The organism is Bowmanella denitrificans, from assembly GCF_002887595.1.
Classification (GTDB): domain Bacteria; phylum Pseudomonadota; class Gammaproteobacteria; order Enterobacterales; family Alteromonadaceae; genus Bowmanella; species Bowmanella denitrificans.
On record NZ_PEBU01000006.1, the window covers coordinates 1 to 23823 of the forward strand.

The following is a 23823-nucleotide window of genomic DNA, read 5'->3' on the forward strand; positions in this document are numbered from 1 at the left end:
CCATGTGAGAGTAGCACACCGCCAGGCTCCCAATATGAAGAAGGGCTATCCGAGTGGATAGCCCTTTTTTATTGCCTCTCGTTTACCCCAACCATCAGACCGCTTTAATCCCTGTCGGAATCAATTCCGACCCACTCTGCTTGCTGTCACGCCTTAAGTTCAAAGATCTGATTTTTTCTGAAGGCCTATGTATAGCGCTGGTTCATAAAGAAAAATCCTGTAATGTCATATACATAAAACTAGCTTGTTGATCCTGGTGGGAGAGTTGTACATGGATAAGCGACTGTATGAGATCGATCTCTATCGTTTTATAGCTTCAGTGATGGTGTTGATATTTCACTATACCTTTGTGGGCTATATGCTCGGGTATGCGCCCGATATTCGCTTTGACGGCATAGGCGAATACAGCCGTTACTTTTATCTGGGTATCAACTTCTTCTTCATTATTAGCGGCTTTGTGATCCTGATGAGCGCCAAAGATGGTGAACCAGGCAAGTTCTTTGTTTCCCGTTTTATCCGGCTTTACCCGGCTTACTGGGTCGGGGTCATCCTGACCGGGAGCGGTATCTTGTACTTTAATCAAAGCCAATTTCAGGCATCAAGCGCTGAAATTGCTGCCAATGCCACTATGTTCCAGGCTGCCATGGGGATAAAATCCATCGAATCTGCCTACTGGACATTGTGGATAGAAATGCAGTTTTATCTGGTGATGTTTGCTCTGGCCTGGTTCGGCTGGTTACGTTTTATTCTGCCCCTGATTGGTCTGTCGTTGCTGGTGTGCACGGTCTCGCTTTTCACTAGCTGGGGGCAAGCATTCGATCTCTGGACTAACGCATTTCCGCATTGGTGGGGATACTTCGCGACAGGTTGCCTGCTTTATCTTATTCGCAGAGATGGCTTGGATTTACTGAAATCATCTATGTTAGTGCTGGCGTTAGTCTTTGTTGTCTGTCAAAACTGGCTATTTACCAACATGATGGAAGGCTGGTATGGCACGGCGTTTAATGAGTTTGTTATTATTGGATTAAATCTGTTGTTTTTGGGTTTGATGCTGTTTAGCACCTTGGCCAATCAACATCCGTTAAGAAATGCCCGGTTTGTTGCCTGGGGCGCCTTAACTTATCCCCTGTATCTGATTCATCAAAACATAGGCTATATGTTGTTTAATGCTTATGGCCAGCATATAAACAAGTACCTGATGCTGGTTGTAACGGCATCACTGATGCTGGCTGTTGCTTACGCTATTCACCGCTTGGTGGAACGCCCCTTAGCTCCCTGGCTTAAGAAGCACTTAACGGCCTGGCTGCAGGACAAAAAGGCCAGAGAAAGCCGGGGCAAAGGGGAACTGGAGCCACAATGACTCCCATTCATGCGGGCGATAAGAAGGACACCATAGAGCCGCTGCCGTCAAATGTGTGAGTAGAAGCATATTTTAATAGGCTGAAAATCTCTGATTTTTGTCTGAATTGTGCTGCCCAGAGCCTGGCGGATGTTGACTTTGTCTGAAGGAAACGTATTTTCGTCTGTATTGATTTCGCTAGGAGCCAACGGCTTTGGACAGGCAGCATCTCGGCATGGACGAGCAGGTGTACAGCGGGTGGCAGTTTGCACATTTTCACTTTTTTGCAGAGCAGGATCTGTTATGCAATCAATCGCATAATCAGCAGCATAAGCTGGAGCCTCAGGTCAGTCGCTTATTGCTGCTATTCTGCCAGTCCAACGGCCATCTGCTTAGCCGCGAGGAGCTGGAAAGAGCGCTATGGCCTAATACGGTGGTGGACAATAACAGCCTCTATCAACTGTTAACCAAACTCAGGCGTTTACTGGAAGACTCGCCCCGCCAACCTCAATTTATTAAAACGGTGCCAAAGCGCGGTTATTGTTTCCTGCCTGATGTATCTGCTCTGCCTGCTGAGTCGGTTAATACTGATAGTAAGACGCCAAGCAAAAGGCCTGTATGGGTAAGATGGCTAAGCTGGGGATGTGTCGGAGCCATGTGTTTTGCTGCTGTTGCAAGCCTGGGGAGTAAGTTTGACAGACCCAAACCGGTGCAATACGCATTAACGGACGTAAGTTATGCGCTTGGTTTGGAAGCGGAAGTCAGTGCTCACCCCGAACAAAATTTACTCGCCTTTGTCAAAGACATCAATCAACTGCAGGTCAGTGATAAAAGCGGTAATTTACTTAGCAGTCTGAAAGTGGAAAGTCGTATCAGCCTGCCGCAGTGGCACCCTAAGCGGGCACTGCTGGCTTACTGGCAATATCAGGCCGGAGAGTGCTTACTGAATCTGGCCGATGAAAAGCTGAATCAGATCCACACCAGTCGTGCGTTGCCCTGTACCTATGCCAAGCGCCCGGTATGGAAAAATCTGGATGAAATGGTGGTGATCTTAAAACGCAACCAGCAAGACCTGCCTTACCTCTATCGTATTAGCACTGGCCAACTGATTTTATTGCCGCTGCACCTGCACGCCGACGAGAATATTCGTGCCGCTGTTCGAGTCTGGGATGATGAAATTCTCTATCTGGTTAACAGCCCTGGCAAGGGCAGCTACTTGCTGTCTCTGGCCGGTAAAAAGGTGATGACATGGGATTACCATGTATGGCTGATATCCTATAACCCTAAGCGTCGCACCCTGATTCTTAATCATCCGAGTCAAATGGGCGCTATCATTGAACAAGTGCCTGGACAAAAGGCACAGGTGGTCGCCAATACTGCCCAGGGGGTTTTCACCTCTGTATCGGCGGACCAGCATGGTCAGTTGTTTGTGGCCAGCGAATCCTGGCAGGTTAATATTCGCAACAAGTTGAATATGCCCCTGTTTTCTTCATCCTCGCTGGATTATCTGCCAGCCACTAACCCATTGGGTGAAACGGCCTTTATGTCCAGACGCAGCGGAGTTTGCGAAGTCTATCTGCAAGCCGGAGACAAGCTGACCAGGCTTTCTGCCTATCATGGTAATGCCTATGCACATTTTCTGCAGTGGAGTCCCGATTTCAGTGCTCTGCTGTCCAATCGCGACAAACAAATCGTGCTGTATGGGCGACAGGGAGAAATTGGCGAATTTACCACTGAGCTAAGTGGCCCGTTGTTAAGTCTGGGGTGGTTGGACCATGAGCGGCTTTATGCATATGATGGCCAGACACTGATTTTGTACAACCGCCAGGGAATTATTCTACAGCAGTGGGCCATAGACGCCTTGGCGGTGCATTATGACTGGCAGGACAAGCGTTGGCTGATTTTTGACAAGCAGGTACTGCGCAGCACGTCTTCACTGGATATGCCTGGCGAGGCGTTAACTTCTCTCAACCCTCAGCACGTCAATCAACTGATGAATCTTAAGCTGGTCGATGGCAAGGTCTACTGGCAGTCAAAATGGGATAAAGGCATCCAAATCTGGCAATTTTCCCTGGATCAGACTCTGGCGCCGGTGCTGATAGAGCAGGGCCACTTTATCTGGCATTTTGATGTGGATGCCAAAGGGGAGCTAATGGTGGCGGCCAGGGAGAGAGTGGAAGGGGATATCAAGGTGTTGCGTCCAACCGAGCTTTAACCCATGACCTAAGCCGGGCCACCAGTTGTTTTTTACCACTAAGCCCGGCTTCCTGACAAACTGAGCCAATATCCCAACCTTGCAGCAGGTATCGCATTGCCAATTGCGTATCCATGCATGCTGGCAGTTTCACTCTGCTTATCAGCAAACAGCGCAGCGCCTGAAGCACATTATCAAGTGGCTGTGTGCCAACTGAAAAGGCCTGTAATTGTCTCTGATATCTGGCGCTAAGAGTGACGTCCTGGCGATTCCCCTTTAATAAACTCAGGGCCAGGCTGGCATCTAGCTGCTTAAAGTAAGTGGCTAACAGATAAGGATACTCGTCATAAAAGTAGCTTGTCAGTGCACACTGCCAGATCTGCGCCTTAGAGCTGAGCGCTTTTAACACCAGCAGGCTATGTTCGCCGCTGGCAGCATCCTGCTTGTGCCCGAGTCTGACGGGCATAAATTCACTATGTTGCCAGAAAGCCAATAAATCTGGCGAGGCGCCAAAACTGCTACCCAAGGCATCATAGCCGCGATGAGTCGCTTCAGTGGTCAATTGCCTCAGCATTTGCCGGCCCAGCCCCAAACGGCGCAGGCTGTCTTTTACCGCAATGCGCACAATTCGAAGATAGCTGAGACTGGCCAGCGTCGGTTCACATAAATAAGCACTGAGATTCTGCGCCAATAAATGACCTTGCACCCGCCGCTGCCCCAGGCTAATGGGGTTAGCGAGGTCCGCCAGGCGCTGCGTGCCTTCTGTTTGTACCAGCATCGCAGCAAGCAAGTGTTGCTCTTGCTGCAAGGTAACAACCTGTATATCCGGGGCGTCCAGTATACGCTGCAGGTCATCCGGACTGGTCTGATAATGGGCATTGACCAGCAGGTCAAATACCTTATGCAATAAGCTGGGTTGACTCGCCAACTGCGGGCCTGAATACCAGTGCAGTTTGAGTGCTGTGAACGGTTGTGAAGCTAATGTCTCTGGCGCATCACGCATGAGTAAGGCGTCAAACCATAAAGCTTCCAGACAGTCTCCTGGTGACCAGCGCAAAGGCGTGGATAAATGCAGTTGTTGCCAGCCGGGACGCTGAGCTTGCAGATAAGGTTTAAAGCGTATCTCAAAGCCTCGTCCACTGCCTTCGTAGCCGTGAATAGTGGAGGCAAATACCACCCGGCTATAACGTCCTAACAGTTTTTTCAGCAAGGGCGCCGGGATCGCTGCGGCTTCATCCACAAGCAATACGTCGGCAGGCTGCGCTTCGCGTAGCAGCACATCAACAGGTACAAAGCGCAGCTCCCCATGTGCTGTCTGCAGTCGATCTTTGCTTTGGTTTGCTTCTGGCAAAAGCTTTGCGGCTTGTGTAAAAGCCTGGGCAACGGCATCCGGATGCGGGGCGGTGATGACAATATTCCTGGCATTGTCACGGATCAGTTGAGCTGCGGCAATGCCCAATGCTGATGACTTACCTCGGCCCCGGTCCGCGGTAATAACCAGCGGGCGATGTCGGTGCCCCTTCGCCACTTTGACAATGCCCTGTACCGCCAACTCTTGTTCGGGGCTGGCACAGGGGCCCGGCATGGCTGATGGTTCGTCAGCCTGATAGTGGTAGCCGCGAAATGCCTCTGGTGTAAATACTGCCACCTGCCTGGATTGGCTGACCCTATCGAGTAGCCAACGACAGAACTGGCTGGGGCCAACAGGCCAGCCGAAGGAGTTTTTCTGTCCGGCTTTGGGGTCAATAAAGTGGACAAGTTCTTGTTGCGCCGGACACAGCAGCAGCATTAAGCCTCCCCGGCGTACGGTGCCGGACAGTGCCACTAACGCACTGGCGCTGACACCTGCAAATAAGTCATAAACAACTGTATCCCATTCATTGCCCAGTTGGCGTCTGTAGTCACGACAAGACACCTGATCCGGCTCGTCGCCAATCCACAGGGCCTGACCCGCCCCTGAATGTGATAACAGGCTGGCGGCTTGCTGTCTGGTCCAATCTTTGGGCCCCTGAATAAGCAGAAGCTGGCGATGAAACTGACCTGAGTAACGCTGATTCAGCCAGGATTGAAAAGCATGTTGCACGTCGGCCATATTGTCAGATAACTGGTATACTTAGCGCCTAGTTTATCCTATTGCTGTAGAGGAATTCGAATGCGCTTTTTATCCCGTCGTCTGGTGATGCCTAATGACCTTAACTATGCGAACGCCTTGTTTGGCGGACGCGCCCTGGAATGGATAGATGAGGAAGCTGCCATTTATGCCATCTGCCAATTGGAAAGCAATCATCTGGTCACCAAACACATTGGTGAAATCAGCTTTGAATCTCCGGCATTACAGGGCGATGTGGTGGAATTTGGTCTGGCCACCAAAAAGGTGGGCTGTACCTCTATTACAGTGTCCTGTCTGGTACGCAATAAGGCCACCAAGAAAACCATCTGCTTTGCTGACGATATTGTATTTGTACGGGTAGATCCGGAAACCCGTTTGCCGGTACCCCATGGTAAAACTATGGAAGAACTGGAGTCGCAAACCCGCCAAGAGCTCAAGACCCTGAATATGCAGGACTAGCTCACCTTACGCCCAGCCCTGGCGTTCGCTTCAATGAGTTTATCCATGTCCAGCGTCTGACTAACATGCAGATTGGTGGGGCGCAGGTGACTGGCCAGGACAATGATTCTATTGGCCGCAGCCCTGTTAATGCTGTCAGCCATCAGCTGTTGCTGATGGCTGTCCAGACCTTCAAAAGGTTCGTCAAGGCACCAGAGCGACGCCTCGCTTAACCAGGCTCTGGCCAGATTCAATCGTTTCAGTTCACCGCCACTTAATTTTCGCCCTGTTTCACCCAGCCACTCTTCCAGGGCATTTTCAAGGTGTGACAGGTTGGCCTGCCGTAATACCTCAATCAGCTTAGTGTCAGAGGCCGCTGCCGAGGCGATCTGCAGGTTGTCCCTGAGACTGCCGGCCAGACAAACCGGTTGCTGCTGAGCGAGGTACCAGCCCGTTACCACACCCTGTGCCAGAGTCTGACCCTTAACCAGGCGTTCCCCTTGATAAGGAATAAGGCCAAACAGAGCCTGTAGCAAGCTGGTCTTGCCTGAGCCGGAGCCACCCTGCAGTAACAGTAACTGACCGCTTTGCAGGCTTAAACTCATCGGCGGCAGCGAGCGGTTGCTGACCTGAAATGCCTTAAGTTGTATCTGTTCAAGCGGCATATCCAGTGTTTGTTGCGCGACATTTTGGATGGCAAGATGGGTTAGTTGTGTTTTGCCGTTACGGTAATCGGCCAGCGCTTGCTGCGAGCGCAGCGGGCCCGCCAACCAGTCTCTGGCGGTTAACAGCAGCATAACCGGAATAAGCAGTTTGGCTTGTCCAAGCAGGGCTGCAGGGGCCTGATAAAGCACTATTATCAGCAGTAACAGGCTTACACCATGCAATCGCCATAGTGCATGATCAGCGCGGTTTTGGATGTGCTGCTGTGCCTGCCACATGGCGGATGCATCGGCCAGATGCAATTCGGATTGCATATGCCATAACGAGCAACTGCTGAGCTGGGCGTTGGTTTGCTGTCTGAAGCGCTGCTTATGTTGCAACAGTTGTTCACTGTCACTCAGAGCTTTGAGGCAAACCCAGCCGAAGCTGAGCAGCATCCCCATCAATAAACCCCAACCATACACTGCCACTACTGGTGTTAAACACATCAGGGCCAGTTGACTAATCAGTAGCGTCAGGACCAGGCCAGCTTGCTGGCTTATCCAGGCCACCCATAAGGCGGCAACCGCTTCGGTATGCTGCACCAGTGCCTCAGTATTGGCGTCTTGTTGTGGTAACCGACTGTTGTGCATGCGTTTGAATAAGGTCAGTCTGGTGGCGGCTAGTCGCTCTAACAATTGTTTATGCCCCAGCCACATTTGTCCGTAGCCCGATGCAATACGAATCAGGGCAAGGGCGCGAATGACCACGGCAGGCAACATATAGTTGAACCCTGGGGCGGCAATGGCGCAGGCGGCAATAAACCAACTGGAAAAAATCAACAAAATCAGACCGGCAGCGACGTGGATTGCGGCCAGCAAGGTTGCCAGCAGATTGGGCTTCATAGACAGGTAATCTCCAGTCTGTCTGCCTGCCAATGGCGGTTGAACCATTGTGCAGGTAACGGTTTGTGTGACGCCCATACCACAGTGCGATCAGCCAGATGCAGCCTTAGCAGATGACAGAGTCGCTGGTGCTGTTCGTTGGTCAGGTGAGCTGTGGGCTCATCCAGTAATACCAGGTGAGTATCCGATAACAGTATTCGGGCCAGTGCCAGACGCTGTGCCTGTCCCCCGGAAAGAGCAGGGTGCTCACCCATTATGCTATCCAGGCAATGAGGTAGGCTCTTTGCCCAGTCACTTAACTCAACCTGGGCCAGCACTTGCCATAATCTGTCGTCATTGTGCTGATGACCAAGACACAAATTATCGCGCAGGCTAAGGGGTGTGATAACGGCCTGTTGAGTGAGTAACACCGCCTGACTTTGTATGCTATGACTACAAGGACGTTGGCCAAGCAAGCATTCCAACAACAATGTTTTGCCACTGCCTGACGGACCGGACAGTTGCACCCAATCCCCGGCTTGTAAGGTCAATCTTCTGGCATGCAACCCCGGCGGGCGGGCTTGCAGTGCTACCCAGTCCAAACCACTGAACTGTCCTGGCGTAGTGGGTGGCAAAGGCATTTCCAGTAGGGGGTGAAGCTCCATCGCCGCAGCCTCGGCCGCAGCCTTTTGATGATAGAGGCGCCCCAGGGCCTTTAATTCGCTAAAGCATAAAGGCGCAACCAGCAGAATAAACAGCCCCTGCTGCAGATTTAACGCTGGGCCTATCTGTAGCTCAGACAGTAAATTAAAGCCAACAAATACCGCTACCAATGCCACTGCCAGGGTGGCAAAGAAATCCAGCACGCTGCTGGATAGAAAGGCCAGACTGACCACTTTCATGGTGCGCCGATTTAATTCGTCACTGGCATCTTCAAGCAGGCGCTGCTGGCCGCTATGAGCCTGATGAATCAATAGCAGATCGGCCGCCTTCAGGCGGTCAGCAAACAAACTGCCCAACCGTGTCAGGGCGGTAAAATGCCTGCGATGCAAACTGGCTGCGCCACTGCCGACTAAATACATAAACAACGGTACCACAGGCAGGGTGAACAACATTAATACCGCTATCAACCAACTCGCTGGCCATAAACAGATGATGGCAAGCAAGGGAGCCAGTACGGCCAATTGTTTTTGCACCTGATAGCGGCTCAGAAATTCCGCCGTGGCGGGAATATGTTGTGACCAGAGTTGCTGCCAGTAGAAGGTGGGATGGCGGCGCACCAGCGCCAGTTGTCCGTTTTGTAACTGCCAGTGCAAGCGGCTTTGTAAATGCTGGCAGAGTTGCAAGTAAGTGCGCTGAGTCAGTTGTTGTTTTGCATAATCAAACCCAAGCCACATGCCCGCCGTCAGCATAACGCCTGATAATGTGGCTGAGTTGACCGGCTGTTTGCTGACAATCAGTGCGTCCGCGGCGACACTGACAAACCAGAAGAGTCCGAGCTGGCAGGCGAATATGGCCAAGCCCAGGGCTGTCAGTAGATGCAGGGCAGTGCGTTTAGTACTGCCCTGTTGACTGAGCCACGTCGACAGAGCCGGTGTGGCAGCGTCTTTAGTCATTTCTGTCCATGTCTTCGGTAGACTCCAGCCACATGGCGTTGATAATGCCAAAGGCACAGGCGAGTAAAACGCCCAGTATCCAGGTGAAATACCACATAGTCAGTCCTCCTAGTAAATGGCGTGACTTTGATTAAGTTCAGATTGTTTGATGCGTCCACGCATCACCCAAAAACCATAGGCGGTATATGCCAGGACGATGGGGACAAAGATACAGGCAACCGCAAACATAATTTTCAGGGTTAGCAGGCTGGATGTGGCGTCCCACATGGTTAAACTGGCATTAGGCATACTGGAGCTTGGCATCAAAAACGGAAACATGGAGAAGCCTGCAGTCAGGATGATGCCAGTCATGCTCAGGGCACTGCTGACAAAAGCCCAGCCTGCCCGCTTTTTCAGTGAAAACCAGGCGCAGGCCAGGCCCGCCGCAATACCCAAAGCAGGGGCGACCATCATCCATGGATAGACACTGTAATTACTCAGCCACGCACCACTTTGTTGTTCCACTGTCTTCGTCAGGGGATTGGAGGTGGCATAGGCATCAATGACCGATGTTACGACAAAACCATCAACGCCCAGTGCGACCCAAATACCGGCCAGTATAAACAGCACAACCGCCAGCACTGACAACATCACCGAGACCGCGCGAGCCCGTTGCAGTAACTGATCAGTGGTTTTCAACTGCAACCAGGTGGCCCCGTGGTTGAGTAGCATGGCAACCGACACCAGACCACAAAGTATGGCAAAGGGGCTGAGTAAACCAAAGAAGCTACCGGTGTAAGTTGAACGCAGGTTGTTGTCCAACTCAAAGGGCACGCCCAACAGCAGGTTGCCGAAGGCCACACCGAAGATCAGTGCAGGTACCAAGCCACCGGCAAATAATGCCCAGTCCCAGGCTTTACGCCAGGTGGCATTGGGCAATTTGCTGCGATAGTCGAAGCCGATGGGGCGCATCCACAAAGCGATTAGTGTTAACGCCAGGGCCAGGTAGAAACCAGAGAAGGCGGTAGCGTAAATCATCGGCCAGGCGGCAAAGATGGCACCACCGGCGGTAATAAACCATACCTGATTGCCATCCCAATGGGGGCCGATGGTATTGATCATCACCCGTCTGTCCTGATCGGTTTTGCCAACCAGTGTTAACAAGGCGCCCACTCCCAGATCAAAGCCGTCGGTGATGGCGAAGCCAATCAGCAGGACGCCGACCAGTCCCCACCAGATAACGCGCAATATTTCATAGTCGATCATAGTTGTGCTCCTTTTATACCCAGGTGCAGATTGTCCCGCTCGGCTTGCTCAGCCAGGGCAGAAGGACCTTTTTTGGCGAATTTCTGCATCAGATAAAAGCCGATAATAAACATCACCAGATAAAAGCTGGTGTAGGCCACAAGGGTGATGATCACGTCACTGACGGATAAGTTGGACACCGATGCATGGACCGGCAGGACCTCAGCAATAGACCAGGGCTGGCGCCCAAACTCGGCAACAAACCATCCTGCTTCACAGGCGATCCAGGGTAAAGGCAGGCTAAAGAGCGAGGCCTTAAGCAACCAGCGGGGCTTAGTGATCTGATGCTTGGTGCTGTACCAGAACGCTGCCGCAAATAAGGCCAGCATTAAGAATCCGCACACCACCATTAAACGGAAACTCCAGAATAACGGTGCCACTGGCGGAATACTGTAGTCTACCGCCCGCTGAATGGCGTCTTCACTGGGATTGGCCACATCAGGGGTAAAAGGTTCAAGCAACATGGCATAACCCAGATTGGCCTTGTTTTGTTCAAATAGCGCCAGTTCTGCCTCGCTGGCTCGTCCTGTTCTGACGCTGTCCAGCACGCCGTAAGCTTTACTGCCAGCGATGATTTTTTGTCTGTGATCTTCCTTAAGTTCGCGGATACCCATCACTTCCTCGTCCAGCGAGCGGGTGGCAATCAGTCCCATCAGCCAGGGGATTTTTACCGCATACTCGGTTTTCTCCAGCTCATCATTGGGGATACCAAACAGGGTAAATGCGGCGGGAGCGGGCTGGGTTTCATACTCTGCTTCCACCGCCGCCAGTTTGACTTTCTGGACATCTCCCAGTTCATAACCACTTTCATCACCCAGTACAATGACCGACAACACCGAAGCCAGACCGAAGCTGGCGGCAATGGCAAAGGAGCGACGGGCGAAGGCAACCTCCCGGCCTTTTAACAGGTAGTAGCTGGAAATCGCCAGGATGAACATGGCACCTGTTACATAGCCGGCTGACACGGTATGCACGAATTTTACCTGTGCTACCGGATTGAACATCACCTCGGCAAAGCTGGTCATTTCCATACGCATTGATTCAAAATTGAATTCAGCACCAACCGGATACTGCATCCAGCCGTTGGCTATCAAAATCCATAAGGCCGAAAAGTTTGAACCTAATGCCACCAACCATGTGGTGGTCAGGTGCTTAACTTTCGACATTTTGTCCCAGCCAAAGAAAAATAGGCCGACAAAGGTGGACTCCAGAAAGAACGCCATCAGGCCTTCTATTGCCAGGGGGGCACCAAAAATGTCGCCCACATAGTGTGAGTAATAGGCCCAGTTCATGCCAAACTGGAACTCCATGGTCAGTCCGGTGGCCACGCCAAGGGCAAAGTTAATACCAAACAGCTTGCCCCAGAATTTGGTCATCTGTTTGTATATCTCCTTGCCTGTCATCACATATACCGACTCCATAATGGCCAGCAGGAAGCTCAGGCCCAGTGTCAGTGGCACGAAAATAAAGTGGAACATAGCGGTCAGGGCGAACTGCCAGCGTGACAGCTCTATCAGTGTCTCGTTCATAACCAGGCCCTCATAGCAGGACTCCTTGTGAAGGTGTTGAATAACAGGTTCGTGGATTACTCTGTCACTGAACTGCTCAGCAAGTTTTGATCCATATCACCAAGGTGGTATTCCTTTGGGGGGAGAGGCCGCTACTGGGAAGGGCCGACAGGTCACCCGCATGGCAGGCCTGCTGAGTTGGGGGCGTGAAAGACTGACAATTTTGTCAGTCCTCGTCTAAACGTGCTATGCCAAGAGCTTTGAGCACATATTTTTCGTATACCGGTTCGCTGTTGCCGGTTTTCATCTTACGCATAAAGTATTTTTCAAAAGCGATCTTAGCCAGATGCACCCATTTGCCCTTTTTAAACCAGGTGACATTGCGAGGTGGGATCTGTGGCATTGCCACGAAGGCGGCGCCGGTATCGCCCATATCAGCGAGACAGATAGCATGCCAGGTGCCTTTACTGTGTGGAGGCTGATTGTCCACAATGATGGCTTTCAGGTTGTGGGCGATGGCTGTCATCATGGTTTCTATCATGTAGCCGGTTTTGGGGGTGCCGGTGGGGACTGGCGTCGTGTCTACTGGTGGAATGGCAACACAAACACCGCCTGAAAATATGTTTGGGTATGTCGGACTGCGTTGATACTCGTCTGTTATGACAAAACCTTTAGGGTTACACAAACCTTCCACATCAGCCACGGCTTGAACCCCGGCAAACGGTGGGATCAGCATGGCATGCTTGAAGGCCAGGTTGTGAGACAACTCCAACTGTCCTTTACGATCAAGCTCGCTGATATGCATATTGCTTTCGTCAATCAGGTCGACCCTGGCATTACATATCCACTTAATGTCGCGCTGACGCAGCTCAGACTCCAGCAAGGATTTCGAATCGCCAACGCCGCCTAAACCCAGGTGGCCGATATAAGGCTCGCAGGTAACAAACACCATGGGGACCTTATGCCTGACTTTCGCATCGCGTAAAGCTTTATCCAGAATAAATGCATACTCATAGGCGGGGCCGAAACAACTGGCGCCCTGAAATGCCCCCACCACTACCGGGCCGGGGTTGGCGATCAGTGTCTCAACATCCTGATGGCAGCGAATCGCATGGTCCAGTGTACAAATGGATTGGGTGAAATGCGCCGGTCCCGCCCCCGGAATGTTCTCAAACGCCAGTTTTGGGCCGGTGGCAATGACCAGATAATCGTAGTCAATCTGTTCACCCCCTTTACCCAATAGGCACTGACGCTGTACGTCTATTTTTTCAATCTTGGCACAGACAAAATCGATATGTTTTTTAGCCAGATATGGCGCGATAGGAAACTTAATCGCTTTGGGCTCTCGCCAACCTACCGCCACCCAGGGATTAGAAGGAACAAAACGAAAGTCAGGGTACTCGTTAACCATCACTACCTTATGATCTGCGCCCAGCATCTGTTTGATTTCATAAGCGGCTGGCATACCACCGGTGCCAGCCCCTAACACGACTATTCTTGCCATATTCAGCCTCATTGCGTTTGCATTGCTTGATGTAAAAAAAATGTTAGCGAGAAAGGTGCCAAAAGTGGTGAATCTTCGTTTCAGGGCTGAGATGCCGCGAAACTGGCCTTGTACTCTGTAAAAGTGAAAATTTCACTGTGCTGAAACTGTCATTTATGTCAGTATTTTCCTGTGGTGACTGACAAATATGGCAAATATGAATCTGTCTATTATCCAATCTATGATCGATGCGCTGGACAAGCCTGCCATCTTTATCCGGCCCGATTATTCTATCCAAGCGGTCAACCAGGCCTATCTGGATACCTACCAGCAACCCGTTAAGCTGGGTTTGAGTCGTTGTCACGAGATTTCTCACCATGCAACGGAGCCTTGTGACCGGCACGGCGAGCAGTGCCCGTTGTTATATTGCCAGCAGCATGGGCGCAGTAGCAGTGTTGTACATGTGCATCACACCCAGGCTGGGTTGCAACACTGCGATATCCTGATGCGACCAGTTCGAGATGACGATGGCATAACCCTTGGATACCTGGAAATTTTAAATAAGGTGGAATTTGCTGCGGCAGGGGCCAGTGTGAATAAGATGGTTGGCGTATCTGCGCCATTTAACAGAATGCTGAATCTGCTTAACCGGGCCGCGTCGGCTGATATTAGTGTTTTATTGCAGGGAGAAACCGGCACGGGTAAGGAGTTGGCTGCGCGGGCAGTGCATGATGCCAGTCAACGCCATGGCAAACCCTTTGTGATTATTGAATGTACCGGGCTTAGCGAAGCATTGTTTGAAAGTGAGTTGTTTGGTCATGAAAAAGGTGCCTTCACCGGTGCCAGTCACGCCAAGAAGGGGCTGGTGGAACTGGCCAATGGCGGCACGCTGTTTTTTGATGAAATTGGTGATGTGCCATTAAACATGCAGGTTAAGCTGTTGCGTCTGTTGGAAACCCGCAGTTTCCGCTCTGTAGGCGGGCTGCAGCCAAAGCGCAGCGACTTTCGCCTGGTCTGTGCGTCACATAAAAATCTGCTGGCCATGGTGGATGCGGGGGAGTTTCGACAGGATTTATACTACCGTATTGCCGGGTTCCCGGTTCAGTTACCGGCGTTACGTGAACGTCAGCGTGATATTCCTCTGCTGGTTGAGCAATTTTTGCATGGAGCGGCTGAACACAAGCAGTTCTCTGATGCGGCTATGCAGCAGCTTTGCCTTTACGACTACCCAGGTAATATTCGAGAACTGAAAAGTATTGTTGAGCAGGCAAGTTTGATAGCCAATGACAACCCGATCCAAGTGGAAGATTTACCTCAGATGCTGCAGCCGCGTGGCAGTGAGCAAGCTGAACCCGGCAACAGTATTTGCAGTTTGGAGGAATTGGAAAAGCACTATCTGGCCCAACAATGCGAGGCATTTTCCGGTACTTTTGAACAATTGGCTTCAGCACTTGGGGTAAGCGACCGCACGTTATATCGCAAATTGCATAAATTTGGTCTGCGCTTTCGCAGCCAACCTCAATAGGCAGGGCCGATTATTCAGGGCAGAACTTATCTTTTAGCAACTGCATAAAGCGCAATGTGTCCGGATCCTGGATGCGGTAGTAAATGCTCTGTGCTTCTTTGCGACACTGCACTAACCCCTGCTCCCGCAGTACCGCCAGATGTTGTGAAAATGCCGAAGCACTGAGGGCGAAGGTTTTATGCAATTCCCCGACATTTAATTCGCCTTCAGCCAGGCGGCAGAGAATTTGTAGCCTGTGTTCATTTCCCAGAGAGCGCAGAAAAGCGGCCGCTCTGGCAGCTTCATCTTGATGCAGTTGAATGTTGGTCATGGTCAAGCCTTACTACAATTGCAGTGACGGTTATCTATCAGAGGAGCTACCCTTATTTGCCCGCCCTGGCCAATTCAGCTTCAGTTTTAAAGCCAAATATTTTTCGCAGTACTATGGTCGCCGGACAAAAACCGGTAAAGGACTGCTGAAATAAGTTGGCTCCGATAAAAACGGTAAACCAGACAAAATACGGGTGCACCCATACCGTCAGGGCCACGGATAATAACACCATAAAGCCGGCAAAGGCAGTCAGGGCTCGTTCGGCACTCATCAAATTCTCCTGTTTTATGCTAACCACTGTGGTGGCGTTAATTTAAAAGCTGTACCTGACTCTCAACCAGGCGTTGTTGTTGTCTTTGAACTGACCAAAAAAGCTATGTTGCTGGTCGGCAAAGAACAGATTTAACCCCAGGCTCCATGCCCAATGGTCGTCCAGACGATGGCTCAGGCTCGGTCTGATGTAACCATCCTGATCGGTGGGGGAATAAAAGGTAAATAAGGACAAGGTCAGATCATCGGTCACATTACGCCAGGTCAGCCGGTTGGTTAATACCACGCGATTCTGCTCTTTTTCCCATTGTGGAAAAGGTGAATGGGCGAGTAAGGCACCGTGGTCCAAAGTGTGCTCCAGATAAAACTGAAAGCCGCCGGTTAAGCGAGTGACCAACTCCTGCTCATAGCCCAGTAACACGCGCCACTGGCTGTTTGGCACCGCAGGGTTGGTGCCATCCTGGTCCTGGCGGCTGTCATGGTAGGCCAACTCTGCGTTGAATAAACCCGCCCCAAGAGTTTGGCGAATGGATGCCCCTAGTACCCGCAGGCGACTGAAAGTGGGAAGTCCTTCTGGGCTCAGGCTCTCCGGACTTTTGCTATAGCCATCATAGGCATAGAAAGCCATCTCACGACCGTCTAAGTTTTTAAACAGCCGTAAGGCCCATTCGTCAGAGCGGGGAGTTAAGGCATTGAAGCCAGGGGCGATGATGCCGCCTGCCCAGGGGTTAAAGAACGAAAAGTAGTCGCCGTTGATATAGTTGTCCGGGTCAAACTTTGGGGTCCACACCAGGTCAACATTAACCAAGTCAAAATAGCCCGATACCTTTACCGCATCCGAGGGGGCTTTGAGGTATTCATCATGGCGTCCGGCAAAGAAAGACTGCCAGTCTTTAGGAAACAGATCGTTTAGAAACAGATAGTCACCGGTTCCCCAGGTAAGAATCTGCCGTCCCGCTTTGACATCCAGATGCTGGCCTAAGCTAAAACCTGCCGACAACTCGCGAAACTGACCGCGCCATTGTTGTTGTACGCCGTCATACCAGCCGTCTGCCTTAGCGGTTACAGAAACTTGCTGCCATTGGCCGGTTTTTTCCAGTCTGAGCCTGGCATCGGCCAGGCTCACCCGCGGATTCCAATGGCTGGAAGTCAGCCGACTACCCAGTGCCAGTTCGGCAAAGCCCTGAAGCGGCAAGGACGCGCCTGGTTCCTGCCAGTCCAAATCCCAGTCGTCTTGTGCGCTTTGCTCCTGTGCTGACAGGCTTAAGCTGCACAACATAGCAAGCAGCGAAATGACCTTCATCATTAATCCTTTAGGTTTAGCCAGTCACGCGGCGGTGTGCGCAAGCTGCGCTCTGAGAAAATATCCTCGGGCAGGCCGAGGTCATACTTAATAAAACGAAACTGCATTTCGGTCTGACCGCCGCTGAGCAAATCCTGCACCCTGGAATGGGTTACGGTCGGGTGCCCATCGATGTCTTCAACTTTCAGGGCCTCCACTTTTCTATATTCGCGCGCCTGGTTGTCGAAAAAACGGATCTCCACCGGCAGCATGCTGGTCTTGTTGATTTTGACCAGATAGCGGCTGAATTCCACTGACGCAGGGTCTTTAGGTTTGCCTTCCAGCACATAATGGTCGGGGGTTTGTTCCTGCAGGGTAAAATCGTCCAGCTCGGTATTGCGGCCTGAAACATCTTCATAAAAGAAATGTGAACCGACAAATGAGGTGCGTTTGTCACCGGCCGATATCCGCTTAACCAGATCTAATCCCGGCAGATACAGCCAGCGATCATCGTCACTGTCAGTATGTTTGACGACCCTGAATACGGTGTCGCGCACATCGGCAGGCTGGGAAAAGAACACCATCATATCTTGCGAGCCGCCATCTGCCTGGTCGCGGCGTAAAATGGTGAACTGACGCATTTGCTTACGGCCCTGATTATCGGTAATGATCATGCGTGCTGCACTGCGCCCATCATCGCCGGCGTAATAGGCAGCCAGCTCTGCTTGCCTGACTATGTCGCGGGCTTCCTGTGCCTGTATGCTAGTGTTCAGCAGCAGGGTGGTCAGCAATAGAAGCTTTTTCATTGTCAATTCTCCTCGTCAGGATTTAAACAGCCAGGAACGGACCAGCGTGGCCAGTGAAGGGAGCATCACCAATGTCACCAGGGCAGAAATTGCCATGATGCTGGCAAGGAATACGCCGACCGTGACATAAGGCACCAATGGGGCAAACAGCAGTGGCGTAAAGCCCATGGCGATAACAATCGCATTACGACTGATAGCTCGCGCTGGCTCTTCAAACATTAATGCCAGGGTTTGCTGCCAGTCCTTATGTTCGGCCCAGGTCGCCCGTAAACGCTCAATAAAATGAATGGCAAAGTCCACCGACAGGCCCAAGGTCAGTGATGACAGCACAGCAATGGGCATATCGTAATCCTTACCCAACCAGCCGATCAGGCCGTATATCAGGCTGATGGTAAGCGTCAGTGGCAACATGGCCAGAATACCGAAGGCCAGAGAGCGGAACAGTAACACCATCATCACCATTACAATCACAAAGGCGCCAAGCAGACTGTCGAGCATGCCGGCCACCATTTCCTGTTGCCAGACCACGTTCAGATATGCCTTGCCGGCCCAGTTCAATTGCAATCCGTCAGGCAGCGGATGATCTTGTATATAGCGTTCAACCAATTCAACAACGGCCGTCATATCCTGATTGTCACCACTGGTCAGTTGCAGCCATACCAGGCTTTGACGGTAATTCGGTGTGACAAAGTGCCATAGATCCCCAGGGCGGTGCGAAGACTGATACTGCAGGAGTGTTTGCGCCACACCGTTGGCAGAGGAGGGCAGAACAAAGTCAGTCTCGGTGCCAGAGCGCAATTCCCGGTTCACGGTTTTAACCACATCGGCCAGACTGTTGGATTTGCCTACCAGGCCGCTGCCTTGCAAGTGGACCTGTAGCTGGCTTATGTAGTCCAGAACCGACGGCGATAAAAAGCGCTTTGATTGACTGGACAATGATTCCACATCGGCCTGCAAAGTGGCTAACAATGCGATGTCTGTGTCGTTGCTGAGTTCGAAACTTTTGTCATCAATGGCCATTAGCAAGGCAGACAGATCATCGTCTTGTTCCAGAATACCGGCTTGCTGCCTGAGCCAGGTGCGGGTGGCGTCAGACATTTGTTTCTCACCCGCGATACCGGCAATGGCTTGAATTGCCTCGTGGCTTAGATTGTTCGTATCCGTTAACACCAAAAAGGCATCGTAGGTGCCGGCAAAGTGTTGGTTCAGCACGCTGTCGGCAATGCGCAGTTCATGATCCGCTTTAAACCAGCGAACCGGGTTGTCGTTAATATTGATCAGGCTAATACCATACACAGACAACGCAAACAGGGCGGCAAATCCCAATAACCAGAGTTTGGCATGGCTGCCTGCCAGTTTGCCAAGCTTACGCAGCGCTGGAGTCAGTTTCGAATCCTGCTCTTTGGGTAGTTTTTCCAGCAGGCGGGACAGCGTATGGTCATTCAGACCGGACAGATAAGCCGGAACAAAAATAACGGTTAGTACAAAGGCCAGCATGATGCCGCTGCCCACGAACGCACCAAAAATCTGTACAGGAGGAATCGGCGTTAACATCAGGGATAGAAAGCCAACGGTGGACGTTACCGAAGTAAATAACATAGGAGTGAACAGGTGCCCCATAACCTGGCGAATAGTGTGGCTGGCCTGTTGCCCAGGTTTATGTCGATCGGCGAACTCAGAGAGTATATGCACTGAGTCTACCACGGCGATGGGCATCAGGAAGATAGCGATCATGGATGACATAATATGCACGGTAAATCCCATGCCGATGAGCGCTCCCATGGTAATCAGCACGGTTGCCATGGCGACAATCATGGCGGGTAGTACAAAAGGAATATTGCGAAAAAATACCCAAAGCAGCAGGAAAATGGTCAAGCCTGCCAGGGGGGCTGAGATGCCCATCTGCACAAACATTTCGTAGCCGAATCTGTCTTCGGCTACCGGCAAACCCGTTATATGCCACTCATCCAGGCTGCCCAGACTGGCAATATGGGCCTTCAGATCCCGGGCTATGGCGTAGCTTTGGTTTTTATCGACGATAGGCACGTACAGTGCTGCTGCTTTGCCGTCGCCGGATACCAGCGTATTACGCAGCAGCGGTAATCTCTCAGCCTGCTCGCGAATACGCTGTGCCCCTGCTAAGTCGCTGGGGGCAGATTTCATCATCCATTCAAATCTGATGGTGCCAGGTTGCGCCTGACTGATATTGTCGACATTGGCCAGAGACATCAAATCGGCCTGCACCACCCCCTCTATGCTTGATGCATACTCGGTCACATCAACCAGCGCCGACAATGTTTGCGGATTGTAGATACTCTGCTGATTCACCACGCCAACCACTATGGTGTCGTGCATGGCAAATGTGGCTTTTGCCTGGTTGTGGAATACGCGCTCAGGGTTAGTGGCATTGAGCATATTTTCAGGATCAGTATCGATCTGAATCTTTGGCAATTGGGCGACAAATATCAGGGTCAGCAACAGCAGGCCCCAATACACCCACTTGCGATAATGGATAGCGATATTCAAAACAGTGTTGACCATCAGATGCTCTAATATCAGGTTTATCTAATTTAGAATAATACGAAATATAGCGGATGAGAAAGTTTCTGTCATTATTTATTTCGCTTTTCTCTAAAGTAATGTTGCATGTGTGAGGTGTGAGGTGTGAGGTGTGAGGTGTGAGGTGTGAGGTGTGAGGTGTGAGGTGTGAGGTGTGAGGTGTGAGGCGTGAGGCGTGAGGCCGGGATGTCGGAATAAATTCCGACCCTCTGTGGGTCGGACTTGAGTCCGACATACCTAGCGACGGGAGGAACCTGCTTATCACATATGCAGCGCCTTATGGCATTTCAATACGCAGATTGGCTTTTTTCCAGGCTTCAAACCCGCCTTCCACCGAGTAGACCCTGGTAAACCCCATGCGCATCAGAGACTCTGCGGCCAGTGCGGAACGGGCGCCACTGCGGCAATACAAATACATATCCTGCTCTGCCAATTCTTCTAAAGGGGCCTCGGCGCCTCTGGCCTGCGGCAGATTAGTCAGGCTGGTTTCTAAAATTCCCCGTGGCAGATTCAGTGCACCGGGGATAAAGCCTTGTCTGTATTCGTCTGGCTCACGTACATCCAGCGCTATAATGGGGTGTGCCAGTTGTTGTTCCAGGGTAATGATAGGGACTTCCTTGATACGCTGCTTGGCTTCAGCGACCAACTGTGGGGCGGATTTAATCATATGACCTCCAATAGACTGTGTCCGACAATAAACAAAGCAATAATGACTAATAACAGGGCAAAGCCACGGCGTAAACGCTGTTGTGACCAACTTGCTGACCAGTAACGGCCGCTCAGACTGCCGATAATTCCTAGCGCGCTGATGGCCAACAGTAGCGTCCAGTCCAGTTGCCCGTTTGACTGAAATTTCAGATTGGCAAGCAGCGCCAATACCGCATTACTGAATATCAATAGCAGACTGGTAGCTCTGGCGTGGAAAAAGTCCTGACCTGCAAACCTGACTAAAACAGGTACCAGCATAAATCCACCGCCAGCACCGGTAAAGCTGGTCAATGCACCAGCGAGAGTTCCTGCGATAACGATAACGTAAGTGCTGGAATGGTTTGCGGTTGTTTCTTGATGCCGCCACATAGCTTGGGCGGCAATCAGCATCAGAGTGGCAAAGATCAGCAACTGCAGCAGTGGGTGAGCGAATTGTCCGGCGTAGGCACCAATATACCCACCCAGCGCGCCACTGATACCTAATTGCCAAGCCATACGCCAGTTTATCTGCTGCTTGGCAGGGCTGAATAGCAAGGTGGCGAGACTAATCATCGCTACGATAAACAATGATCCGGCAATGGCCTGCTTAACATCCTGACCGGCAAGATAGACAAGCAGAGGTAACGCTAGCACAGACCCCCCGGAACCTAATATTCCCAGACTCAGACCAATTCCTGCGGCGGCAAGAAGGGCTAACTGCATCGTTATCTCTCTTTGGAATAAGTTTATAACCTTTTATTGTATATTATTTCGTGTTTTGCTAAAGTTCAAGACGGAATTTTCATCAGGAGGGGTATTTATGGCACTGCGTGTTGACACTTTTTTTCATCAGGACAGTTCAACCCTGAGTTATATTCTCAGTGATCCTGATAGCGGCGAGGCGGCTATCATTGACCCTGTTCTGGACTTTGACTATGCCGCCGGTCGCAGTCACACCGCCTTTGCCGACAGACTGATCGAGCATGTTGCGCATCAGAACCTGCAGGTGAAGTGGATCTTGGAAACCCATGCGCATGCTGACCATTTAACCGCCGCACAGTATCTTAAAACCAAGCTCGGCGGGCTGATTGCCATTGGTCAGGGGATTACCAAAGTTCAGCGAACCTTCCAAAGCATCTTTAATCTGCATGACAGTTTGCCCCTCGATGGCAGTGACTTTGACCATCTGTTTTATGAAGGCGACAAATTTAGTTTGGGTGACATGCAAGGAACAGTGTTAGCGACGCCCGGGCATACCAATGACAGTTTAAGTTATGTCATAGATGGCAATGCCTTTGTGGGAGACAGCTTGTTTATGCCGGATGCCGGTACGGCTCGCTGCGATTTCCCCGGCGGCAGTGCCGCTCTGCTCTATCAATCGGTACAAAAGCTTTATGCTTTGGGGGATGACATTCGCATTTATGTGGGACATGACTATCAGCCACAAGGGCGGGCGCTGGCCTATATGGCCACCGTGGCCGAACATAAAGCCCACAATATCCATATCAGCGCCAAGACCAGTGAAGCGGTATTTGTGCAAACACGCCAGACCAGGGATGTGACCCTGGCTGTACCACGCCTGATTGTGCCGAGTATTCAGGTCAATATTCGTGCAGGCAAATGGCCAGAGCCTGAAGACAATGGCCAGATTTATCTGAAGGTGCCGGTGAATATGCTGGGACAAAAGCCTTAATGCCTAGTGGCCAGTTGCAGTGCATCTGCCATGGCATTCTCTGCGCTGGTGTGGATATCCGGTGTGACACCTTGCCCTTCTATTCGACCAAGATTAAGACTGAAATAGTCGGCTATTGGCAGGAAGAGTTGTGCGTGCTGGTCTAAGTCGAACAGGGTTTGCGACAGCATTTTTCCAGCCGTGGTTTCACCTACCAGTGTGACATTGGGTAACATCGCCATGGCGGCTGCGGCCAGTTCAGCGGCACTGGCAGTTTGACGACTGGTTAACACATAAACCTGCCTGTCAAAGCGTGGGCTGGCAGGCTGAAATTCCACCTTGGTCAGCGACTGCTTTTGTACGTCCTGCCAGAAAGAGCGAATCGACCAACCTTGCCAGGCGGGTAATGTCAGCCAGTCCTGCGATTCAGGGGCGCGTTGCTGCTGTAAAAACCATTGGCGACTGGCAAAGGCTCCGGCGGCAAGTGGCTGCTCAAGCAAATGTGCGACCAACGGGCGTACGGCAAAGGCACCGCCTTCATTGTGGCGCAGGTCAATCACTAAGGCCTGGGCATCGCTGAGTTTTTCATAGGCTTCGTCGATTTGCCGGATGGTATCCTGGCCCATCATGGTATTGACGGTCAGTATGGCAATATTATCCTGCCAGGTCAGAATCGCTCCTTGTCCACCGACATTCATTTCGTCCAGAAAGGCGGCTAACTCCTCTGCACTTTGCTGGCGCTTGGCCAGGCGTACATGGGAAAACGGCCCCTGTTGCCAGAGCTGATTAAAGGCTCTGGAAAATTCAATGGGATCGGGTATCTGTGCATCCAGTGTTGCTGTTTCTTGTCGGATAGCCTGGTAGGCAGGTTGCGCCAACTCTGCAGGATTGTAGTGGTGTTGTTGCAACAGGCTGTCTATGTTATCTGCTCTGCTGACTTCAGCCTGTAAGGTGGCGCTGCAGCAAAAGCTTAGCAGCAGGCTGGCACATAACAGGGGGGAGGGCGATGACCGCATGGTTTTTCCTGGTTGGTTTTAATCGATACATGTCCTAGCAATTTATAAGCCTATTTTAAATATTTGATTTATATAGAAATGCTCTGTTGGCATGGCTGGGGGATGGTGAGAACGACTAGTTTGCGGGCTAAATAGCCAAGTGTTTTATGGCTGAATGGACCACCGGTTCACTGAATTATCTGCATGACCTGTTGATTT

The 23823-nt window shown here is 51.4% G+C and carries 20 protein-coding genes; 5 read left to right on the top strand and 15 right to left on the bottom strand.

Annotation, left to right across the window (positions count from 1 at the left end; translation table 11 throughout):
- Nucleotides 1-271 precede the first annotated feature (271 nt).
- On the top strand, nt 272-1360 hold the full coding sequence (locus tag CSR04_RS12000) for an acyltransferase family protein (RefSeq protein WP_102796554.1): 1089 nt from the start codon (nt 272-274) through the stop codon (nt 1358-1360).
- Nucleotides 1361-1553: 193 nt separating this feature from the next.
- A complete protein-coding gene (locus CSR04_RS12005; protein ID WP_146027167.1) occupies nt 1554-3554 on the top strand; it encodes a winged helix-turn-helix domain-containing protein in 2001 nt (666 codons plus the stop codon).
- Here CSR04_RS12005 and CSR04_RS12010 read toward each other — a convergent pair.
- Nucleotides 3526-5625 carry a tRNA(Met) cytidine acetyltransferase TmcA gene (locus tag CSR04_RS12010; RefSeq protein WP_102796556.1) on the bottom strand — a complete coding sequence of 700 codons (2100 nt, stop codon included), beginning with the start codon at nt 5623-5625 and terminating at the stop codon, nt 3526-3528. The genes CSR04_RS12005 and CSR04_RS12010 overlap by 29 nt on opposite strands.
- A gap of 60 nt (nt 5626-5685) precedes the next feature.
- Between CSR04_RS12010 and CSR04_RS12015 the strand changes: the two genes are divergently transcribed.
- On the top strand, nt 5686-6102 hold the full coding sequence (locus CSR04_RS12015; protein WP_102796557.1) for an acyl-CoA thioesterase: 417 nt from the start codon (nt 5686-5688) through the stop codon (nt 6100-6102).
- On the opposite strand, the gene CSR04_RS12020 is transcribed toward CSR04_RS12015, so the two are convergent.
- The 6 genes from CSR04_RS12020 to CSR04_RS12045 all read right to left on the bottom strand — a co-directional run bounded on the left by CSR04_RS12020 (nt 6099) and on the right by CSR04_RS12045 (nt 13519).
- On the bottom strand, nt 6099-7628 hold the full coding sequence (locus tag CSR04_RS12020) for an ATP-binding cassette domain-containing protein (protein WP_172449342.1): 1530 nt from the start codon (nt 7626-7628) through the stop codon (nt 6099-6101). The two genes, CSR04_RS12015 and CSR04_RS12020, sit on opposite strands and share 4 nt — an antisense overlap.
- The gene (locus CSR04_RS12025; protein ID WP_102796559.1) at nt 7625-9223 is read right to left on the bottom strand and encodes an ABC transporter ATP-binding protein/permease; all 1599 of its coding nucleotides are present in this window, start codon (nt 9221-9223) and stop codon (nt 7625-7627) included. The genes CSR04_RS12020 and CSR04_RS12025 overlap by 4 nt, the downstream gene beginning before the upstream one ends.
- Nucleotides 9216-9320: a cytochrome bd-I oxidase subunit CydX gene (gene cydX, locus CSR04_RS12030; RefSeq protein WP_102796560.1), complete on the bottom strand. Its 105-nt coding sequence runs from the start codon at nt 9318-9320 to the stop codon at nt 9216-9218. The genes CSR04_RS12025 and cydX overlap by 8 nt, the downstream gene beginning before the upstream one ends.
- An 11-nt stretch (nt 9321-9331) precedes the next feature.
- Nucleotides 9332-10468: a cytochrome d ubiquinol oxidase subunit II gene (gene cydB, locus CSR04_RS12035; protein WP_102796561.1), complete on the bottom strand. Its 1137-nt coding sequence runs from the start codon at nt 10466-10468 to the stop codon at nt 9332-9334.
- Nucleotides 10465-12036, bottom strand: coding sequence for a cytochrome ubiquinol oxidase subunit I (locus CSR04_RS12040; RefSeq protein WP_102796562.1), 1572 nt, complete (start codon nt 12034-12036; stop codon nt 10465-10467). Before CSR04_RS12040 ends, cydB begins: the two co-directional genes overlap by 4 nt.
- Nucleotides 12037-12241: 205 nt before the next feature.
- Complete coding sequence (locus CSR04_RS12045) at nt 12242-13519, bottom strand: NAD(P)/FAD-dependent oxidoreductase (RefSeq protein ID WP_102796809.1); 1278 nt, start codon at nt 13517-13519, stop codon at nt 12242-12244.
- Between the two features lie 196 nt (nt 13520-13715).
- Here CSR04_RS12045 and CSR04_RS12050 point away from each other — a divergent pair, with 196 nt between their 5' ends.
- Nucleotides 13716-15023 (top strand): sigma-54 interaction domain-containing protein, encoded by a 1308-nt coding sequence (locus tag CSR04_RS12050; protein WP_425427692.1) that lies wholly within the window; start codon nt 13716-13718, stop codon nt 15021-15023.
- Between the two features lie 10 nt (nt 15024-15033).
- On the opposite strand, the gene CSR04_RS12055 is transcribed toward CSR04_RS12050, so the two are convergent.
- The 7 genes from CSR04_RS12055 to CSR04_RS12085 form a co-directional block, all read right to left on the bottom strand.
- Nucleotides 15034-15333: an ArsR/SmtB family transcription factor gene (locus CSR04_RS12055; protein ID WP_172449343.1), complete on the bottom strand. Its 300-nt coding sequence runs from the start codon at nt 15331-15333 to the stop codon at nt 15034-15036.
- 52 nt (nt 15334-15385) lie between these two features.
- Complete coding sequence (locus CSR04_RS12060; RefSeq protein WP_102796564.1) at nt 15386-15604, bottom strand: YgaP family membrane protein; 219 nt, start codon at nt 15602-15604, stop codon at nt 15386-15388.
- Between the two features lie 42 nt (nt 15605-15646).
- Entirely contained in the window at nt 15647-16906 is a 1260-nt protein-coding gene (locus CSR04_RS12065; RefSeq protein WP_245921579.1) for a hypothetical protein, read from the bottom strand.
- Between the two features lie 2 nt (nt 16907-16908).
- A complete protein-coding gene (locus CSR04_RS12070; protein WP_102796566.1) occupies nt 16909-17691 on the bottom strand; it encodes an outer membrane lipoprotein-sorting protein in 783 nt (260 codons plus the stop codon).
- A gap of 15 nt (nt 17692-17706) precedes the next feature.
- Complete coding sequence (locus CSR04_RS12075) at nt 17707-20232, bottom strand: efflux RND transporter permease subunit (RefSeq protein ID WP_102796567.1); 2526 nt, start codon at nt 20230-20232, stop codon at nt 17707-17709.
- Nucleotides 20233-20527: 295 nt separating this feature from the next.
- Nucleotides 20528-20917 carry a rhodanese-like domain-containing protein gene (locus CSR04_RS12080; RefSeq protein ID WP_245921582.1) on the bottom strand — a complete coding sequence of 130 codons (390 nt, stop codon included), beginning with the start codon at nt 20915-20917 and terminating at the stop codon, nt 20528-20530.
- Nucleotides 20914-21660, bottom strand: coding sequence for a sulfite exporter TauE/SafE family protein (locus CSR04_RS12085; RefSeq protein ID WP_102796568.1), 747 nt, complete (start codon nt 21658-21660; stop codon nt 20914-20916). Before CSR04_RS12085 ends, CSR04_RS12080 begins: the two co-directional genes overlap by 4 nt.
- A 97-nt stretch (nt 21661-21757) precedes the next feature.
- Between CSR04_RS12085 and CSR04_RS12090 the strand changes: the two genes are divergently transcribed.
- The gene (locus CSR04_RS12090) at nt 21758-22630 is read left to right on the top strand and encodes an MBL fold metallo-hydrolase (RefSeq protein ID WP_102796569.1); all 873 of its coding nucleotides are present in this window, start codon (nt 21758-21760) and stop codon (nt 22628-22630) included.
- On the opposite strand, the gene CSR04_RS12095 is transcribed toward CSR04_RS12090, so the two are convergent.
- Nucleotides 22627-23625, bottom strand: coding sequence for a S41 family peptidase (locus CSR04_RS12095; RefSeq protein ID WP_102796570.1), 999 nt, complete (start codon nt 23623-23625; stop codon nt 22627-22629). The two genes, CSR04_RS12090 and CSR04_RS12095, sit on opposite strands and share 4 nt — an antisense overlap.
- Between the last annotated feature and the right edge of the window lie 198 nt (nt 23626-23823).

Coding starts and splice junctions, on each gene's coding strand:
- CSR04_RS12000 (WP_102796554.1), top strand. CDS start 272: ATGGATAAGCGACTGTATGAGATCGATCTCTATCGTTTTATAGCTTCA.
- CSR04_RS12010 (WP_102796556.1), bottom strand. CDS start 5,625: ATGGCCGACGTGCAACATGCTTTTCAATCCTGGCTGAATCAGCGTTAC.
- CSR04_RS12015 (WP_102796557.1), top strand. CDS start 5,686: ATGCGCTTTTTATCCCGTCGTCTGGTGATGCCTAATGACCTTAACTAT.
- CSR04_RS12020 (WP_172449342.1), bottom strand. CDS start 7,628: ATGAAGCCCAATCTGCTGGCAACCTTGCTGGCCGCAATCCACGTCGCT.
- CSR04_RS12025 (WP_102796559.1), bottom strand. CDS start 9,223: ATGACTAAAGACGCTGCCACACCGGCTCTGTCGACGTGGCTCAGTCAA.
- cydX (WP_102796560.1), bottom strand. CDS start 9,320: ATGTGGTATTTCACCTGGATACTGGGCGTTTTACTCGCCTGTGCCTTT.
- cydB (WP_102796561.1), bottom strand. CDS start 10,468: ATGATCGACTATGAAATATTGCGCGTTATCTGGTGGGGACTGGTCGGC.
- CSR04_RS12040 (WP_102796562.1), bottom strand. CDS start 12,036: ATGAACGAGACACTGATAGAGCTGTCACGCTGGCAGTTCGCCCTGACC.
- CSR04_RS12045 (WP_102796809.1), bottom strand. CDS start 13,519: ATGGCAAGAATAGTCGTGTTAGGGGCTGGCACCGGTGGTATGCCAGCC.
- CSR04_RS12050 (WP_425427692.1), top strand. CDS start 13,716: ATGAATCTGTCTATTATCCAATCTATGATCGATGCGCTGGACAAGCCT.
- CSR04_RS12055 (WP_172449343.1), bottom strand. CDS start 15,333: ATGACCAACATTCAACTGCATCAAGATGAAGCTGCCAGAGCGGCCGCT.
- CSR04_RS12060 (WP_102796564.1), bottom strand. CDS start 15,604: ATGAGTGCCGAACGAGCCCTGACTGCCTTTGCCGGCTTTATGGTGTTA.
- CSR04_RS12065 (WP_245921579.1), bottom strand. CDS start 16,906: ATGAAGGTCATTTCGCTGCTTGCTATGTTGTGCAGCTTAAGCCTGTCA.
- CSR04_RS12070 (WP_102796566.1), bottom strand. CDS start 17,691: ATGAAAAAGCTTCTATTGCTGACCACCCTGCTGCTGAACACTAGCATA.
- CSR04_RS12075 (WP_102796567.1), bottom strand. CDS start 20,232: ATGGTCAACACTGTTTTGAATATCGCTATCCATTATCGCAAGTGGGTG.
- CSR04_RS12080 (WP_245921582.1), bottom strand. CDS start 20,917: ATGATTAAATCCGCCCCACAGTTGGTCGCTGAAGCCAAGCAGCGTATC.
- CSR04_RS12085 (WP_102796568.1), bottom strand. CDS start 21,660: ATGCAGTTAGCCCTTCTTGCCGCCGCAGGAATTGGTCTGAGTCTGGGA.
- CSR04_RS12090 (WP_102796569.1), top strand. CDS start 21,758: ATGGCACTGCGTGTTGACACTTTTTTTCATCAGGACAGTTCAACCCTG.
- CSR04_RS12095 (WP_102796570.1), bottom strand. CDS start 23,625: ATGCGGTCATCGCCCTCCCCCCTGTTATGTGCCAGCCTGCTGCTAAGC.